This is a genomic window from Micromonospora sp. WMMD730, assembly GCF_049178955.1.
GTDB classification, from domain to species: domain Bacteria; phylum Actinomycetota; class Actinomycetes; order Mycobacteriales; family Micromonosporaceae; genus Micromonospora; species Micromonospora wenchangensis.
This window is the reverse complement of record NZ_JBMHML010000002.1, coordinates 460,190-473,653: the sequence shown is the minus strand read 5'-3', so window position 1 is coordinate 473,653 and position 13,464 is coordinate 460,190. Positions and strand designations below refer to the sequence as shown.

The following is a 13,464-nucleotide window of genomic DNA, read 5'->3' as shown; positions in this document are numbered from 1 at the left end:
GGGCCACCCCGTTCACCGAACAATCCCCACCAGGGCGTCCACCGGGCCGGTGGCGTAGCCGAGCACCAGGGTGGGTGCCAGGCCGACGGCGAGGGCGAGCAGGACCAGCGGAACCCAGGCGGTCAGCTCCACCCCGGCCAGGGCGGGGGTGAACCGGCCCACCGCCGGGCTCGGCCGGCCGTGGGTGACCCGGCGCAGCAACCGCAGGAAGTACGCGGCGGTGAGCGCCCCGCCGACCGCCGCCAGCACCGCCAGCGTGGTCCACAGCGGCCCGCCCCGCTCGACGGCCGCGACCACCGCGAACGCCTCACCCCAGAACCCGGCCAGGCCGGGCAGGCCGAGCGAGGCGACCGCCGCGAAGCCGAGCAGACCGGCCAGCCGGGGCGCGGTCTCCCGCAGCCCGGACAGCTCGGCCAGCGCCCCCGTGTGGGCCCGGTCCTTGACCGCCCCGGCGAGGAAGAACAGCAGCCCGGTGATCACCCCGTGCGCCACGTTTCCGATCAGCGCCGCCTGGATGCCGGTGGCGGTCAGCGTCGCCACCCCGAGCAGCACGAACCCCATGTGTCCGACGCTGGAGTAGGCGATCAGCCGCTTCAGGTCGTCCTGGGCCAGACAGACCAGGGAGCCGACGAGGATCGCCGCGACGGCCAGCACCCCGAGGATCGGCGCGGCCCAGCGGGCACCCTCCGGGGCCACCCCGACGGCGACCCGGATCAGGCCGTACGTGCCCATCTTGAGCAGCACCCCGGCGAGGATGACGCTGCCGACGGTGGGTGCCTGGGTGTGCGCGTCGGGCAGCCAGGTGTGCAGCGGCCACAGCGGGGCCTTCACCGCGAACGCCAACCCGAGCAGGGCGAACGCGGTCAACTGGGTGCCCCGCGACAGCCCCACCCCGCCGGTCAGCGCGACGATGTCGGCGGTCCCGGCGGCGGCCACCACCACGAACACGCCGACCAGCAGCAGCACCGAGCCGAAGAGCGTGTAGAGGGCGAACTTGCGGGCCGCCGCGCGGGCCGCGTCGCGTGCCGGTAGATCATCGCCGGTGCCGCCCCAACCGGCGATGATCACGTACATCGGCAGCAGGACGACCTCGAAGAAGACGAAGAAGAGCACCAGGTCGAGGGCGAGGAAGGTACCGAGGATGCCCACCTCGACCACCAGCAGCAACGCCACCAGCGCCCGGCCGCTCCCCCGGCCCTCGGGCACCCGCCGCACGGTGTAGCCGCAGCAGAGCAGGGTGAGCAGGGCGGTCAGCACCACCAGCGGCCAGGAGATGCCGTCCACCCCGAGGTGGAAACGCAGGTCGAGGCCGGGCACCCAGGGCAGGTCGACCTCGTGCCAGGGCTGCACGGCGGGAGCCGGACCGTACCCGAACCAGCCGTGGTCGCCGAGCACCAGCAGCGCCGCCCCGACCAGGGTCAGGCCGGCGACCGTCGTACCCAGCAGCCGGGCCGCCCGCTCCCCGGGGAGCACGGCCACCAGCGCCGCCCCCACCGCCGGCAACACCAGCACCGCGACCAGCAACACCTGCCCAACCGTCATGGGGCCCGCCTCTCGTTCGCGACTGCGGGGCTCCGCTGCGCTGCACTCCTCGCGCTCACCGAACCGACCTTTCATTCGCGACTGCGGGGCTCCGCTGCGCTGCACTCCTCGCGCTCATGAGGAGACTCCGATCAGGGCGGCGGCGAGGCCGATCAGCAGGGCACCGGCCAGCACCGCCGCCGTCGCGCGGGGCAGCGCCGCCCGGTGCAGCGAGGCCAGCCCGGCACCGAGCGTGGACGCTCCCCGGCCGATCCCCTCCACCAGGCCGTCCACCCCGACCTCGTCACCGGTACGGGTCACCCGGGCGAGCGCCGTCGTGGGGCGTACCACGAGGGTGTGTTGCAGGTCATCGAGGCGGAAGGCGCGGGCGAACACCGGCCGCAGCGGACCCAGCACGCGGGCCGGATCGGCGGCCGGGTCCCGCCGCCAGCCGGCCCAGGCCAGCCCCGCCCCGGCCAGCACCAGCACGAGCGGCAGCAGCAGTGCCGGGCCGAGGTGAACGAGCACCTGGTCCCCGGGCGCGAGGGTGGGCACCGTCGGGAAGAAGAGCCGGTGCCAGAACCACCTGGTGAAGCCGGCCAGGCCGAGCAGCGCGGCCGGGACGGCCAGCAGCAGCACCGGCCAGCGCATCAGAGCCGGGGGGTCGTGCGGGTGCAGCAGCGGCAGCCGGGGCTCGCCGAAGAAGGCGCGCAGCAGCAGCCGGGTGGCGTACGCGGCGGTGAGCAGCACCCCGAGCAGCCCGGACAGCCAGACCAGCCAACCGACCCAGGCCGGGGCGGGGCCGGTGCCGTCGAACGCGGCGGCCTCGGCGGCGGCGAGCACACCGTCCTTGCTCCAGAACCCGGACAGCGGCGGCACGCCGGCCAGCGCACCGAGGCCGATCAGGGTGCACCAGAAGGTGACAGGCATGCTGCGGCGCAGCCCACCCATCCGGGACAGCAGGGTGGTGCCGACGGCGTGGATCACCGCACCGGCGGCGAGGAACAGCAGCGCCTTGAACGCGGCATGGGTGAGCAGGTGGAACAGCGCGGCGGCCGGGGCACCGACGGCGAGCGCGCCGGTCATGTAACCGAGCTGGGAGACCGTCGACCAGGCGAGCACCCGCTTCAGGTCGTCCTGCGCGGTGGCGGCGAGCGCACCGAGCAGCAGGGTGATCGAGGCCAGCACCCCGAGCACCGCCAGCGCCACCGGGGCCCGGGTGAACAGCGGGTAGAGCCGGGTCACCGCGTACACCCCGGCGGCGACCATGGTCGCGGCGTGGATCAGCGCGGAGATCGGCGTCGGGCCGGCCATCGCGTCCGGCAACCAGGTGTGCAGCGGGAACTGGGCGCTCTTGCCGGCCACCCCGGCGAGCAGCAGCAGACAGGCGGCGGTCAGGGTGCCGGTGGAGTGGTCGTGGGCGAGCACGTCGGCGATCCGGAAACTGCCGGCGGAGACGCCGAGCAGCGCGATGCCGAGCAGGAACCCGACGTCACCCACCCGGGTGACCAGGAACGCCTTCATCGCGGCGGCGGGCGCCTCGGGCAGCCGTCGGTCGTGGGCGATCAGCAGGTACGAGCAGAGGCCCATCACCTCCCAGCCGACCAGCAGCAGGATCAGGTCGCCGCTGACCACCACCAGCAGCATCGCGGCGGTGAACAGGCTGATCTGCGCGGCGTAGGGCGGATAGCGGTGGTCCACCTCGACGTCGTCGTGCGGGCCGCGCCGCAGGTAGGCCACCGAATAGACCTGCACCGCCAGCGCCACCGCCGCCACGGCGACGGCGACCAGCGCGGCGACGCCGTCCAGCCGCACCCCGAGGGTGACCCGCAGCCCGCCGAGGTCGATCCAGGTGGTGCTGGTCTCCACCGGGTCGCCGACCCGTACCAGCAGCAGCACCGCGACCAGCAGCGCGCCGGCCGCGCCGGCCACCCCGAGGCCGATCGCCGCCCGCCGGGCCGCGCCCTCCCCGGCGGTCGCGCCCTGCGGTGCCGGCGGCAGCAGCAACCCGAGCAACCCGGCGACCAGGGGTACGACCGGCAGCGCCGCCCCGAGCAGCCCGGTCACCGCCCGGCCTCCGCGCGTACGCCGGCCGCCCCGGCCGCGACGTCACCGGCCGAACCGGCGCGGTCCCCGGCCGGCTCGGTCAGCGGCACGTCGTCGACGGTGACGCTGGCCCGCAGCCGGTAGAGCTGGAGCACGATGGCCAGCCCGACACCGATCTCGGCGGCGGCCAGGACGATCACGAACAGCGCGAAGACCTGCCCGGAGTGCGGCAGCACCGCCCGCACGGTGGTGTCGGCGGTGACCAGGATCAGGTTGACCGCGTTGAGCATCAGCTCCACCGCCATCAGCACCAGCACCGCGTTGCGTCGCCGCAGCACGCCGTAGACGCCCAGGCCGAACAGCAGCGCGGCCGTGACGTACGGGATGACCGGCCTCACCGGATGACCTCTGTTCGCGACGACGACGCGGCGGCGTCGGGGCGGCGGCCGATGTCGGGGCGGGACAGGATGACCGCGCCGACCAGGGCGGCCAGCAGCAGCACCGACAGCACCTCGAACGGCAGCACCCAGGAGCGGAACACCTGCTCGCCGATGCCCTCGGCGGTGCCCGCCGCCGGCAGCTCCACCGTCGACCAGCGGAACGCGTCGACCAGCAGCGCGGTCAGGCCCAGCCCGGTGCCCGCGCCGATCAGCGCGGCCGGCCAGCCCGGCCGGTCCAGGTCGTCGGACGCCCCGATCGGGGCCCGGGTCAGCATCACCGCGAACAGCAGCAGCACCACCACCGCGCCCACGTAGATCAGCACCTGCACCCAGGCGACCAGTTCGGCAGTGAGTACCAGGTAGTCGCCGGCCAGCGCGCCCAGGCAGAGCACCAGGTAGAGGCCGGCCCGGACCAGGTGTTTCGTGGCGACCACCAGCACCCCCGACCCGACCGCCACCGCGCCCAGGGCGAGCAGCAGCACGTCCGCACCGGTCACCGGGGAGCACCTCCGTCGTCGGTGGGGCCGGGCTCGGGGACGGCCGGTCCGACGCCGGGAGCAGGCGGGGTGGCGGGGCCGGGCTCGGGGCGTACCACGGTGGGGCGGGCGGCGGAGCTGGTCGGGGCGGCGGCCTTGCGCGCGGCGGTGGTCTCCTCCTTGGCCGGCTCGCCGTGCGGGTCGTGCGCAGGCGGTGGCGGCACCGTGGCCATCCACTGGCCGAGGTGGTCCCGGTCGTGCAGCAGGTCCTTGATGTCGTACTCGGCGTACTCGAACTCGGGCGACCAGTAGAGGGCGTCGAACGGGCAGACCTCGATGCAGATGCCGCAGTACATGCAGAGCGAGAAGTCGATGTCGAACTTGTCGAGGACGTTGCGCTGGCGGGGACGGGCCGCGCCGGCCACCGCCACCTCCTCCTTGTGCGAGTCGATGTAGATGCACCAGTCGGGGCACTCGCGGGCGCAGAGCATGCAGACCGTGCAGTTCTCGGTCAGCAGCGCGATCACGCCCCGGGAGCGGGGCGGTAACTCGGGGGCGACGTCCGGGTACTGCTGGGTGGTCGACCGGCGGGTCATCGTCTTCAACGTGACCGCCAGCCCCTTCACCAGCCCGCCGCCGGTGCCCCCGCCGTGCTCGCTCACCGTGTCGCCCCGATTCGCTCGCTCATGGGGTCATCCTGCCCTGTGGCCACGGCGTGCGCGACCACCACCCGGCGTTTGCCGGCGCTACCGTGACGGGCGGGGAGAACGACGCACCGGGAAGGACCGACCGATGACCGCCGCGCTGCAGAACGACCATCCGCCGGAGGGCGGCTGGACGACTGACGATCTGGACGCGCTGCCCGAGGACGGCCGCCGCCGCGAACTTCTCGATGGAGTGCTGATCGTGCCCGCCTCCCCCACCCGTGTCCACCAGACCATCGCCGGCCGCCTGATGATCGCGCTCGAAGAGGACTGCCCCGACGACTACGACGTGACCCAGGCCGTGGAGGTGCGGATCAACCGGACCCGTTCGTTCATCCCCGACGTGCTGGTGACCACGTCCACCGCCGCCGCCCGCGAACCGTCCCGGTACGAGCCGCACGAGGTGGTGCTGGCCGTCGAGATCGTCTCCCCCAGCACCCGCTCCATCGACCGGGTGCTCAAGCCGACCCTCTACGCGCAGGCCGGCATCCCGTTCTACTGGCGGATCGAGGTGGAGGACGACGGCCTGGTCGTGCACACCCACAAGATCGACGCGGTGAACGAGGTCTACCTGGAGACCGGGCGGTGGACGAAGTTCGTCGACACCGGTGAGCCGTTCCCGGTGAACCTGTCGATCGCCCGGATCACGCCCCGGCGTCGGTGAGCGGCGGCAGCATCTCCACACCCAACTGTTGCAACAGTTGGAACAGCTCGTTGACGCTCCACACGTCGACGATCCGCCCGGCGGCGTCGAAGCGCAGGAACGTCGCCCCGGAGTAGCTGACCACCTGCCCGGTCGGCGGCACCGGGCCGAACTGTCCCGCCTGGGTGCCGGCGGCCCGCCAGCGCAGCGCCACCCGGTCCCCGGTCGCCACCACGTCCACCAGCTTGTAGCGCAGGTCGGGGAAGGCGGCCCGGCGGTCCCGGTGCCAGGCCAGCACCGCGGCCGGGCCGGTGCCGCCGAGCCCCGGGCACTCCTCGGCGACCAGTTCGTCGGCCGATTCCTCGCGGCCGGCGTTCCACACGTCGGCCACGAAGCGTCGGGCCGCCGCCTCCACGTCGATCATGCGGGCAGCCTAGGCCCGCCGGGTCGGGGCCGGCCGGTGGAGGTGGGGTGTCGACCCCGGGCGTTACCGTGCCGCCGGCAGCCGGACCCGCCATGATGGGAGCCGAAGCGGACGAAAGGCGACACGATGACGGAGAGCAACGGCACGACGGCGACCCAGAGCGGCGGCAAGTACGTCGAGCCGGGCGGTGAGTTCACCCGGGACCAGCGCTACATCGCCACCCGGATCACCGTCGACGGGCGGGACGGCTACCCGGTCGAGCCCGGCCGCTACCGCCTGGTCGTCAGCCGGGCCTGCCCGTGGGCCAACCGCATGATCATCGTACGGCGGCTGCTCGGGCTGGAGGAGGCGCTGCCGATGGCGGTGGCCGGGCCCACCCACGACGCCCGGAGCTGGACGTTCGACCTGGACCCGGACGGGCGCGACCCGGTGCTCGGCATCGAACGGCTGGCCGAGGCGTTCTTCGCCCGCTACCCCGACTACGACCGGGGGATCACCGTGCCGGCGATCGTCGACGTGCCGACGGGGCAGGTGGTCACCAACGACTACGCGCAGATGACCCTGGACCTGTCCACCCAGTGGACGGCGTACCACCGCGAGGGCGCCCCGCAGCTCTACCCGGAGGCGCTGCGCGCCGAGATCGACGAGGTGAACGCGGTGGTGTTCGCCGACGTCAACAACGGGGTGTACCGGTGCGGGTTCGCCGGTTCACAGGAGGCGTACGAGAAGGCGTACCGGCGGCTGTTCGACCGGCTGGACTGGCTCAGCGACCGGCTCGCCAACCAGCGTTACCTGGTCGGTGACACCATCACCGAGGCCGACGTGCGGCTGTTCACCACGCTGGTCCGCTTCGACCCGGTCTACCACGGCCACTTCAAGTGCAACCGGCAGAAACTGAGCGAGATGCCGGTGCTGTGGGCGTACGCGCGGGACCTGTTCGCCACCCCCGGGTTCGGCGACACCATCGACTTCGACCACATCAAGCGGCACTACTACGAGGTGCACCGGGACATCAACCCGACCGGGGTGGTGCCGCTCGGCCCGGACCTGGTCAACTGGCTCAGCCCGCACGGGCGGGAGGCGCTCGGCGGCCGACCGTTCGGCGACGGCACGCCCCCGCCGCCCCCGCTGCCGGCCGAGCAGGTGCCGGCGGAGCACACCCCGATCGGCTGAACCACCACCGACCACGCGCCCCCGCCCGGACCACCGGGCGGGGGCGCGCTGCCGTCGCCCCACCTGAACGCGAGCCACTGCGGCCGGGCGGTCACCGGGCCACCGCCGTTCCGGCCGGTCGCCGGACCACAGTCGAATCCGGACACTGAGAGCTGTCGCACATTCACCTTCAGTGCCCAAGAGTTAACACGATGGTCAATATGACCTGTTCGACTAGGGGATGTCCGTCGCCGCGATTCCCGTCGACGGGCTACCAGTCCACTACGGACTCCCCTTCGAGGAGGATCTAGCCTTGCGCAAGCTGGGTAGCAGGACCGCACGTCTGGGCGTACTCGCCGGTGTTCTCGCCGGCGCGCTCGCCACCACCACCAACGCCGCCGTCGCGGCACCGGCCACCCCCGGCCCGGGGCGGGCCGCGCCCGCGCCGCTGCTGGCCGGCAGCGCGCAAGCCGCGCCGGACCGGTACATCGTCGTCCTCTCCGACAAGCCGGTCAGCGGCGAGCGCACCGCCCGCCTCGCCCGCACCGACCAGTCGGCCGCCGTCGCCGAGCGGGCCGGCGGCACCGTGCTGAACCGCTACACCCAGGTCCTCGACGGGTACGCCGCCGTGCTGCCGCCGGCCGCCCTCGCCGCCGTCCGCAACGACCCGGCCGTGCAGTACGTCGAGCGGGACACCCGGATCGAGGGCGGGCTGACCAGCACCACCCCGGACCGGACCGGTCCGACGACGGCCCGCGCCGAGCGGGCCCAGGCCGGCGGCGTGTCCATCCAGGCCGTGCAGAGCAACCCGCCGTCGTGGGGCCTGGACCGCATCGACCAGCGCAACCTGCCGCTGAGCAACAGCTTCGGCTACACCTCGACCGGTTCCGGGGTGACCGCGTACATCGTCGACTCCGGCATCCGGGCCACCCACGTCGACTTCGGCACCCGGGCCGCCGGGGTCTACGACGCGGTCGGTGACGGCAACGGCACCAACGACTGCCACGGCCACGGCACGCACGTCGCCGGCACCATCGGCGGCACCACCTACGGGGTCGCCAAGTCGGTGACGCTGCGGGCGGTCCGGGTGCTCCAGTGCGACAACTCCGGGTGGAGCACCGACCTGATCGAGGGCGTCGACTGGCTGGCCACCAACCACGCGGCCGTCTCGGTGGCGAACTTCAGCCTCCAGGGCTACGGCACCTCGGCGAACACCTCGATCGAGAACCTGATCGACCACGGCGTGTACCCGGTGTTCATCGCCAACAACTTCAACACCGACGCCTGCACCAACGGCCCCCGGTCCAGCCGGGGCATCACCGTCGCGGCGACCGACATCAACGACAACCGGGCCTCGTTCTCCAGCTACGGGACCTGCGTCGACATCTTCGCCCCGGGGGTGGACATCACCTCCGCCGGCATCGCCTCGAACACCGCCGTGGCCAGCGGCTGGTCCGGCACCTCGATGGCGGCCCCGCACGTCACCGGCTGGCTGGCCCGCTACCGGCAGACCAACCCGTCGGCGACCCTCGCCACCGCCAAGAGCGCGCTGATCACCGCCGCCACCACCGGCAAGGTCGTCAACCCGGGGGTCGGTTCCCCGAACCGCCTGCTCTACGCCGCGCCGTGAGCGCGCCGGAGGGGCCCCGGACAGTGTCCCGGGGCCCCTCCGGGCCGGCGCTCAGTTCAGGGTGAGGCGTACGGCGGTGGTGAGGACCAGTTGGGCCAGTGCGGCCGGCACCAGGACCAGCCAGCACAGCCGCTGGAGCTGGTCCTCCCGCAGCCGGGGGAACGACACCCGCAGCCAGATGATCACGAACGAGACGGCGAAGACCTTCAGCAGGGTCCACAGCCACCCGAGCTGTGCGTCGGCGAACGGGCCCTGCCAGCCGCCGAGGAACAGCACGGTGGTCAGCGCGGCGATCACCACGATCCCGACGTACTCGGCGAGCAGGAAGAACGCGAACCGCAACCCGGTGTACTCGGTCATGTAGCCGAACACCAGTTCCGAGTCGGCCACCGGCATGTCGAACGGGGGCCGTCGGATCTCGGCCAGCCCGGCCACGAAGAACACGATCATGGCGGGGGCCTGCCAGAGCAGCCACCACGGCTGCCACGCCTCGACGATCCCGCCGAGGCTCAGCGTCCCGGCCGCCACCGCCACCGAGGCGGCGGCCAGCACCAGCGGCAGCTCGTAGCCGAGTAGCTGGGCCGCCCCGCGCAGCCCACCGAGCAGGCTGTACTTGTTGGCCGAGGCCCACGCCGACATCAGCACCGCCACCACGCCGACCCCGACCACCGCGAGGACGAAGAACAGGCCGATGTCCAGCGGCTGCCCGACCAGGTCGTCCGGGCCGAGCGGGATCACCAGCAGCACCAGCAGGTAGGGCACCAGGGCCACCACCGGCGCCAGCCGGAACACCGCCCGGTCCGCCTCGCGCGGAGTGATGTCCTCCTTCTGGACGAACTTGATCCCGTCGGCGACGAGCTGCGCCCAGCCGTGGAAGCCACCGGCGTACATCGGACCGAGCCGGCCCTGCATGTGCGCCATCACCTTGTGCTCGGCCTGACCGACGATCAGCGGCAGGGTCAGGAACGCCAGCAGCACCCCGCCGATCCGGATCACCAGCTCCAACCAGGTCGGCATCAGGCCGTACCCCCCTGGTCGCCACCCTGGTCACCGCGCGCCGGGCCGTCGCCGACCGCCGGGGGGTCGCCGGCCGCGCCGGGGCGGGGGGTACGCGGCGGACGGGCCCCGGCCGGCCGGGCCGGCCGCTCCCTGGGCGTGCGGGCCGGAGCGCCCTCACCCACCGTCACCGGGCCGGCTGGGGCCGGCACCACGCCCCACTCCCCCGGGGCGGGCACCCCGGGCGGGCGGACCGCCCGACGACCACCACCGGCCTCGGACTCGCCCGGTTCCTTCGCCCCCGGCCACGGTTTGGCCACCCGGGAGGCGAGCACGAACTCCTTGCGCAGCGGATGCCCCTCGAACTCGGGCGGCAGCAGCAGCGGGGCCAGATCCCGATGGCCGGTGAAGTCGACACCGAACATCTCGTGGGTCTCCCGCTCGTGCCAGGCCGCGCCCGGGAACACGTCGACCACCGACGCCACCGTCGGCGACTGTCTCGGCACCCGGGTCCGCAGCAGCACGCCGTGCCGGTGCCGGGTCGACCACAGGTGGACCACCACGTCGAAGCCGGCGGCCAACTCGTCGACGGCGGAGAGCCAGTCGAAGAAGTCGCAGGCCAGCTCGGCGTCGTCGCGCACCGCGCGGAGCGTGTCCGCCCAGGCCACCGGGGGTACGTCGACGGTGGCCCGGGCGTGGGCCTGCCCGCCGGACACCGACGCGGTCGCCTCGACCGGCGTGAGCAGCGCGACCACCCGCCGACCGACCTCTTCCGGAGTCATGCGGTTGATCCTATGGCCGCCGCCCCGACGCCGGGCCCGCCCGCCCGGTCGTACGCGCCCGGCGGACACCTGGATGAGGTGAACGGACGACCCCCCGCCGCGTCGTACGACAGTTCCGGCGGGCGTCGTCCGGCGGGCCCGGCGGGCTCGTCCGGCGGGGCGGGGGCGGGCATCTGGCACTTTGGCCGGCGGGGCGGGGCGGGGCGGGGAAAGATGGGGCCGTGCGCGCTGTGACGGTGACTCCCGGGGTCCGCGACTCGCTGCGGCTGGTGCAGGACTGGCCGGAGCCGCCGGCCGAGGAGGGGGCCATCCTGGTCGAGGCGGTCGCCGTCGGCATCTGCGGCACCGACCAGGAGATCATCGCCGGGGACTACGGGGAGGCCCCGCCCGGCCAGCGGGAACTGGTGCTCGGCCACGAGTCCCTCGGCCGGGTGCTGGAGGACCCGTCCGGCACCCTGCAACCCGGCGACCTGGTGGCCGGCATCGTCCGCCACCCCGACCCGGTGCCCTGCCCGAACTGCGCCGTCGACGAGTGGGACATGTGCCGCAACGGGCGGTACACCGAGCACGGGATCAAAGGGCTGACCGGCTTCGCCCGGGAACGGTGGCGGGTGCAGCCGAAGTTCGCCGTCGGGTTGGACCCCGTCCTCGCCCCGGTCGGCATGCTGCTGGAACCGGCGAGCGTGGTGGCGAAGGCGTGGGACCACATCGCGCAGATCGGCACCCGGGCGGAGTGGAAACCACAGACCGTGCTGGTCACCGGGGCCGGGCCGATCGGGCTGCTGGCGGCCCTGCTGGCCGTCCAGCGTGGCCTGTCGGTGCACGTGCTGGACCGCAACACCACCGGTCCGAAGCCGGACCTGGTCCGGGCGCTCGGGGCGACGTACCACACGGTGCCGGTCGACGAGCTGGACTTCGAGCCGGACGTCGTGGTCGAGTGCACCGGCGCGCCGACCGTGGTGCTGGAGACCATGTGCAAGGTCGGCCCCGCCGGGATCGTCTGCCTGACCGGGGTGTCCAGCGGGGGGCGGACCATCGACTTCGACGCCGGGGCGCTCAACCGGGCGTTGGTGCTGGAGAACAACGTGGTGTTCGGCTCCGTCAACGCCAACCGGCGGCACTGGGACCTGGCCGCCCGGGCGCTCGCCCAGGCCGACCAGTCGTGGTTGAACGCGCTGATCACCCGCCGGGTGCCGGTGTCGGCGTACGCACAGGCGTACGCCCACGCCGACGACGACATCAAGGTGGTGCTGGAGTTCGGGGTGTGACGCCCGACGGGCCGGCTCAGATGCCGGGCAGCCGGCCGTTGCGGAACAGGTCCACGAAAAGCTGGTGGTCGGTGCGGGCCCGGACGCCGTACGCGTGGGCGAACTCGACCAGGTGCCCGACGAAGCCGTCGGTGTCGTCGCCGATCGCGGCGACGATCGCCTCCTCGGTCGAGTAGTCGACCAGGTCGTGGCTGGACTCGTCGTCGGCGACCGAGTGCATCCGGGCCACCGCCCGACCCAGGTCGGCGAGCACCCCGGCCAGCTCGTCCGGCTCGTTGACGTCCGACCAGTCCAGGTCGGCGGCGTACGGGGAGACCTCGGCGACGAGCTGACCGGCCCCGTCCAGCTCGGTGAAGCCCAGCCACGGGTCGGCGTGCGCCTGCAACGCCCGTTGCGACTCGGCCGTGCGGTGCCCCTGGTGCCGGAAGTAGCCCCGGACCCGCTCGTCGTCGATGTGCCGGGCCACCGCCGGCACCTGCGCCTGCTTCATGTAGATGACGACGTCGTTCTCCAACGCCTCGGTGTGCCCCTCCAGCAGCAGGTTGTACGACGGCAGCCCGGCCGAGCCGATGCCCACCCCCTTGCGCAGCACCACGTCCTTGATCTGGGTGGCGACCGGTCGCAGCCGGGCCGTCGAGGGGGGCAGGGTGTCCAGGTACCCGGTGAACGCGGCGCAGACCTTCTTGCGGGTCTCCGCGTCGATCTCGAACACCCCGTCGCCGAGGGAGAACCGCCGCTCGTAGTTGTCGACGGTGGTCTGCGCGGCCAGCAGGTCGACCCGGGTGTTCAGCCGGGCCTCCTGGAGCACCCGGCGCAGCACCCCGTCGGCGTTGTCCAGGGTGATCGAGCCGATCGCGTCGTCCCCACCGGCGGCGATGGCCCGCAGCTCGGTCAGGTACGACTGTGCGAAGCCGGTGACCAGCTCGCCGATCGCCCGGTCGGACAGGGCCTTGGCGTAGCCGATCAGGGCCACGCTGGCGGCGAGCCGCTTGAGGTCCCAGGAGAACGGCCCGACGTACGCCTCGTCGAAGTCGTTGACGTTGAACACGAGGTGCCCGGAGGCGTTCATGTAGGTGCCGAAGTTCTCGGCGTGCAGGTCGCCGTGGATCCACACCCGGCTGGTCTGCTCGTCGAGGAACGCGTCGTCGGCGAAGTCACCGCGCTGGTCGGCGTAGAACAACGAGGCGCTGCCCCGGTAGAAGGCGAACGGGGAGGCGGCCATCTTGCGGAACTTCCGGCGGAACGCCGCCGGGTCGAGCGCCATCGACGCGCCGAACTCCTCGGTCAACACGTCGACGATGAAAGCGGACCGTCGGTCCACGGAGTCGGTCATGTCCCGCACGCTAACCCCCACCCGCCACCTCTCCTCTGAGCCGTCCGCC

Annotated in this window: 13 protein-coding genes; 4 read left to right on the top strand and 9 right to left on the bottom strand. The window is 73.1% G+C overall.

Annotated features, from left to right (window positions below):
• Positions 1 to 12: 12 nt before the first annotated feature.
• The 5 genes from ACN265_RS02185 to ACN265_RS02165 form a co-directional block, all read right to left on the bottom strand.
• Positions 13 to 1,542 (bottom strand): complex I subunit 4 family protein, encoded by a 1,530-nt coding sequence (locus ACN265_RS02185; RefSeq protein WP_421405881.1) that lies wholly within the window; start codon positions 1,540 to 1,542, stop codon positions 13 to 15.
• Positions 1,543 to 1,656: 114 nt separating this feature from the next.
• Positions 1,657 to 3,588 carry an NADH-quinone oxidoreductase subunit L gene (locus tag ACN265_RS02180; RefSeq protein WP_421405879.1) on the bottom strand — a complete coding sequence of 644 codons (1,932 nt, stop codon included), beginning with the start codon at positions 3,586 to 3,588 and terminating at the stop codon, positions 1,657 to 1,659.
• The gene (gene nuoK / locus ACN265_RS02175) at positions 3,585 to 3,965 is read right to left on the bottom strand and encodes an NADH-quinone oxidoreductase subunit NuoK (RefSeq protein ID WP_421405878.1); all 381 of its coding nucleotides are present in this window, start codon (positions 3,963 to 3,965) and stop codon (positions 3,585 to 3,587) included. The genes ACN265_RS02180 and nuoK overlap by 4 nt, the downstream gene beginning before the upstream one ends.
• Complete coding sequence (locus ACN265_RS02170) at positions 3,962 to 4,504, bottom strand: NADH-quinone oxidoreductase subunit J (protein ID WP_420118334.1); 543 nt, start codon at positions 4,502 to 4,504, stop codon at positions 3,962 to 3,964. Before ACN265_RS02170 ends, nuoK begins: the two co-directional genes overlap by 4 nt.
• Positions 4,501 to 5,145: a NuoI/complex I 23 kDa subunit family protein gene (locus ACN265_RS02165; protein ID WP_421405876.1), complete on the bottom strand. Its 645-nt coding sequence runs from the start codon at positions 5,143 to 5,145 to the stop codon at positions 4,501 to 4,503. The genes ACN265_RS02170 and ACN265_RS02165 overlap by 4 nt, the downstream gene beginning before the upstream one ends.
• Before the next feature lie 130 nt (positions 5,146 to 5,275).
• Between ACN265_RS02165 and ACN265_RS02160 the strand changes: the two genes are divergently transcribed.
• The gene (locus ACN265_RS02160) at positions 5,276 to 5,851 is read left to right on the top strand and encodes a Uma2 family endonuclease (protein ID WP_421405875.1); all 576 of its coding nucleotides are present in this window, start codon (positions 5,276 to 5,278) and stop codon (positions 5,849 to 5,851) included.
• Here the strand turns inward: ACN265_RS02160 and ACN265_RS02155 are convergent.
• Positions 5,832 to 6,254 carry an ester cyclase gene (locus tag ACN265_RS02155; protein ID WP_420118331.1) on the bottom strand — a complete coding sequence of 141 codons (423 nt, stop codon included), beginning with the start codon at positions 6,252 to 6,254 and terminating at the stop codon, positions 5,832 to 5,834. The two genes, ACN265_RS02160 and ACN265_RS02155, sit on opposite strands and share 20 nt — an antisense overlap.
• Positions 6,255 to 6,380: 126 nt before the next feature.
• Between ACN265_RS02155 and ACN265_RS02150 the strand changes: the two genes are divergently transcribed.
• Entirely contained in the window at positions 6,381 to 7,427 is a 1,047-nt protein-coding gene (locus ACN265_RS02150) for a glutathione S-transferase family protein (RefSeq protein WP_421405873.1), read from the top strand.
• Positions 7,428 to 7,719: 292 nt separating this feature from the next.
• On the top strand, positions 7,720 to 9,036 hold the full coding sequence (locus ACN265_RS02145) for a S8 family peptidase (RefSeq protein ID WP_421405872.1): 1,317 nt from the start codon (positions 7,720 to 7,722) through the stop codon (positions 9,034 to 9,036).
• Between the two features lie 51 nt (positions 9,037 to 9,087).
• Here the strand turns inward: ACN265_RS02145 and ACN265_RS02140 are convergent, their stop codons facing one another.
• Both ACN265_RS02140 and ACN265_RS02135 read right to left on the bottom strand, forming a co-directional pair.
• Entirely contained in the window at positions 9,088 to 10,053 is a 966-nt protein-coding gene (locus ACN265_RS02140; protein WP_420118328.1) for a complex I subunit 1/NuoH family protein, read from the bottom strand.
• Complete coding sequence (locus ACN265_RS02135) at positions 10,053 to 10,814, bottom strand: NADH-quinone oxidoreductase subunit C (protein ID WP_421405870.1); 762 nt, start codon at positions 10,812 to 10,814, stop codon at positions 10,053 to 10,055. Before ACN265_RS02135 ends, ACN265_RS02140 begins: the two co-directional genes overlap by 1 nt.
• A gap of 221 nt (positions 10,815 to 11,035) precedes the next feature.
• On the opposite strand from ACN265_RS02135, the gene ACN265_RS02130 reads away from it, so the two are divergent.
• On the top strand, positions 11,036 to 12,082 hold the full coding sequence (locus ACN265_RS02130) for a glucose 1-dehydrogenase (RefSeq protein WP_421405869.1): 1,047 nt from the start codon (positions 11,036 to 11,038) through the stop codon (positions 12,080 to 12,082).
• 16 nt (positions 12,083 to 12,098) lie between these two features.
• On the opposite strand, the gene ACN265_RS02125 is transcribed toward ACN265_RS02130, so the two are convergent.
• A complete protein-coding gene (locus ACN265_RS02125; RefSeq protein ID WP_420118325.1) occupies positions 12,099 to 13,415 on the bottom strand; it encodes a DUF2252 domain-containing protein in 1,317 nt (438 codons plus the stop codon).
• Positions 13,416 to 13,464 lie beyond the last annotated feature (49 nt).